Annotated in this window: 3 protein-coding genes; all 3 read left to right on the top strand. The window is 70.1% G+C overall.

What is annotated here, in order from left to right:
* A partial coding sequence (secD, locus tag LCE31_RS38260) for a protein translocase subunit SecD (RefSeq protein ID WP_225022781.1) occupies positions 1-1,169 on the top strand: 1,169 nt, incomplete at its 5' end.
* Between the two features lies 1 nt (position 1,170).
* Positions 1,171-2,289: a protein translocase subunit SecF gene (secF, locus tag LCE31_RS38255; RefSeq protein WP_225022780.1), complete on the top strand. Its 1,119-nt coding sequence runs from the start codon at positions 1,171-1,173 to the stop codon at positions 2,287-2,289.
* A complete protein-coding gene (locus tag LCE31_RS38250; protein WP_308042414.1) occupies positions 2,286-2,831 on the top strand; it encodes an adenine phosphoribosyltransferase in 546 nt (181 codons plus the stop codon). Before secF ends, LCE31_RS38250 begins: the two co-directional genes overlap by 4 nt.
* Positions 2,832-3,184: the final 353 nt, after the last annotated feature.

The raw sequence follows: 3,184 nt of genomic DNA, 5'->3' as shown, positions 1-3,184 counted from the left end.
CCTCGCCCCCGGCCACCGGCAGCACCCCCACGGCCTCCCAGCCGCCGGACCCGGCGACCGCGGCCCTGCAGAAGAAGTTCGAGGCCCTGAACTGCGACAGCAAGGCGCAGCGCACCAAGGCCAACCAGGGCGCGGGCCCCAAGGACACGATCGTCGCCTGCGGCCAGGACTCGAACAAGCAGTGGGAGAAGTACGTCCTCGGCCCCTCGGCCCTTGAGGGCACCGACGTCAAGAAGTCCCAGGGCGTCTTCGACAGCCAGAACGCCCAGTGGATCGTCACGCTCGACTTCACCGGCTCCGGCAGCAAGAAGTTCTCGAAGATCACCAGCCAGCTGTCGCAGCAGCAGGCGCCGATGAACCAGTTCGCCATCGTCCTCGACGGCAACGTCGAGTCGGCGCCCTCGGTCAGCCAGACCCTGAGCGGCAGCGCCCAGATCTCCGGCAGCTTCGACCAGCAGTCCGCCAAGGACCTCGGCAACGTCCTCTCGTACGGCGCGCTGCCGCTCTCCTTCCACGAGGAGACCGTCACGACCGTCACGGCCGCGCTCGGCAGCGAGCAGCTCAAGGCCGGGCTGATCGCCGGCGGCGTCGGCTTCGCGCTCGTGCTGATCTACCTGATCGCCTACTACCGGGGCCTCGCCGCGATCGCGGTGCTCTCCCTCGTGGTCTCCGCCATCCTCACGTACACGCTGATGGCACTGCTCGGCTCCGGCATCGGCTTCGCGCTGAACCTGCCGGCGGTCTGCGGTGCGATCGTGGCGATCGGTATCACGGCCGACTCGTTCATCGTGTACTTCGAACGGATCAGGGACGAGATCAGAGAGGGCCGCACCCTGCGGCCCGCCGTCGAGCGCGCCTGGCCGCGCGCCCGGCGCACCGTGCTGGTCTCCGACTTCGTCTCCTTCCTCGCCGCCGCCGTGCTGTTCATCGTCACGGTCGGCAAGGTGCAGGGCTTCGCGTTCACGCTCGGCCTGACCACCATCCTCGACGTGGTCGTCGTGTTCCTGTTCACCAAGCCCGTGATGACGCTGCTCGCGCGCCGGAAGTTCTTCTACGAGGGACACCCGTGGTCGGGGCTCGACCCGAAGCGGCTCGGAGCCAAGCCGCCCCTGCGCCGCTCCCGCCGGGCCGGTGGCGCGTCCTCGTCCGACCACCCGAAGGAGGCGTGAGATGTCGCGGATCGGTGCTTTCACCGCTCGTCTCTACCGCGGCGAGGTCGGCTACGACTTCGTGGGCAAGCGCAAGATCTGGTACGCCATCTCGGTGCTCATCGCCATCACGGCCATCGTCGGCCTCGGGGTGCGCGGCATCAACGAGAGCATCGACTTCAAGGGCGGTGCCGTCTTCACGACGCCGAAGACGAGCGTCTCGGTCGAGGACGCCGTCAACGACGCGCAGGCCGCGTCCGGCAAGACGGCCGTCGTGCAGAAGCTCGGCAACGGCGCGCTGCGCATCCAGATCGCCGAGATCACGACCAAGCAGTCCGACCCGATCAAGACCCAGCTCGCCAAGGACCTGAAGGTCGACCAGAACGCCATCACGGCCGACCTGGTCGGTCCCAGCTGGGGCTCCACCATCGCCAACAAGGCATGGACGGGCCTGGTCATCTTCCTGGTCCTCGTGGTGATCTACCTGGCGATCGCCTTCGAGTGGAGAATGGCGGCCGCCGCGTTCATCGCGCTGCTGCACGACATCGTGATCACGGTCGGTGTCTACGCGCTCGTGGGCTTCCAGGTCTCGCCGGGCACAGTGATCGGTCTGCTGACCATCCTCGGCTACTCGCTGTACGACACGGTCGTGGTCTTCGACAGCCTCAAGGAGCAGTCGAAGGGCATCACCAAGCAGACCAGGTACACGTACTCCGAGATCGCGAACCAGTCGATCAACAGCACCCTGGTCCGGTCCATCAACACGACCGTCGTGGCGCTGCTGCCGGTCGCGGGCCTGCTGTTCATCGGCGGCGGTTTCCTCGGCGCGGGCGACCTCAACGACATCGCGCTGTCGCTGTTCGTCGGCCTCGCGGCCGGCGCGTACTCCTCGATCTTCATCGCCACGCCGCTCGTCGCGACGCTCAAGGAGCGCGAGCCGCAGATGAAGGCGCTGCGCAAGCGGGTCCTGGCCAAGCGCGCCAAGGCCGAGGCCGAGGGGACCGGGTCCGCCGAATCCGCCGAGAACACGGCACCCGGCGCCGCGCCGGCCAAGGGCCCCGCCCCCGCCGTGGCGGGACCCCGGAACCGTCCGCGCGGCGGGCGCTCCTCCGGGACGGGCTCCTCGGGGAGGCGCAGGTGACCCGCCAGGACACCAGGGAGCTGATGCTCTCCCGCATCCGGGACGTCGAGGACTACCCGAAGCCGGGCGTGATGTTCAAGGACATCACCCCGCTGCTCGCGGACCCGGCCGCGTTCCGTGTGCTGACCGAGACGCTCGCCGAGGACTGCCGCGCGATGGGCGCCACGAAGATCGTCGGCCTCGAGGCCCGCGGCTTCATCCTGGCCGCGCCGGTCGCGGTCACCGCCGGTATCGGCTTCGTACCGGTCCGCAAGGCCGGGAAGCTGCCCGGCGCGACGCTCGCACAGAGCTACGCGCTCGAATACGGCACGGCGGAGATCGAGGTGCACGCCGAGGACCTCGACGCCGGGGACCGGGTCGCCGTCATCGACGACGTGCTCGCCACCGGCGGCACGGCCGAGGCCGCCGTCGAGCTGATCAGACGGGCCGGGGCCGAGGTCGCCGGGGTGTCGGTGCTCATGGAGCTGGGCTTCCTCGACGGCCGCGCCCGCCTGGAGAAGGTCCTGCGGGGCGCGCCGCTGGAGGCCGTCCTCACGGTCTGATCCATCCCCCGGACGTGTGACGGCGGGCATCCGGGAACAACCGGGTGCCCGTCCGTCGTTTTCCCGCCTCCGGGGGCCCAGCCCGTCCCCGGCCCCCGGAATCCGCCGTTCCCGAAGCGAGCGAAATGGCCGGGATCGCTACCATGGACCTTTCCGGGGCTGAACGGGTGGTCCCGATCCGCACGAGGAGCCCTCTTGCCAGACGAGGCCAAGCCACTGGCCGCCACGCCCGAGCCGAACGCCGACCGGGCCCAGGCGGAGCCCGAGACGAAGCAGGCCCGAGCGGGCGACGCCGGGCCGGTCCCGGGCGGCTCCCACCCGCGCCCGGCCCCGGCCGCGTCGGGCGCCCCTCC

It is taken from the genome of Streptomyces sp. 8L (genome assembly GCF_020176795.1).
Lineage (GTDB): Bacteria > Actinomycetota > Actinomycetes > Streptomycetales > Streptomycetaceae > Streptomyces.
The sequence above is the reverse complement of the archived record's forward strand: the minus strand, read 5'-3'. Positions and strand labels throughout refer to the sequence as shown.

Excerpts from the sequence above, each read along its gene's own strand:
- secF (WP_225022780.1), top strand. The coding sequence starts at position 1,171 with ATGTCGCGGATCGGTGCTTTCACCGCTCGTCTCTACCGCGGCGAGGTC.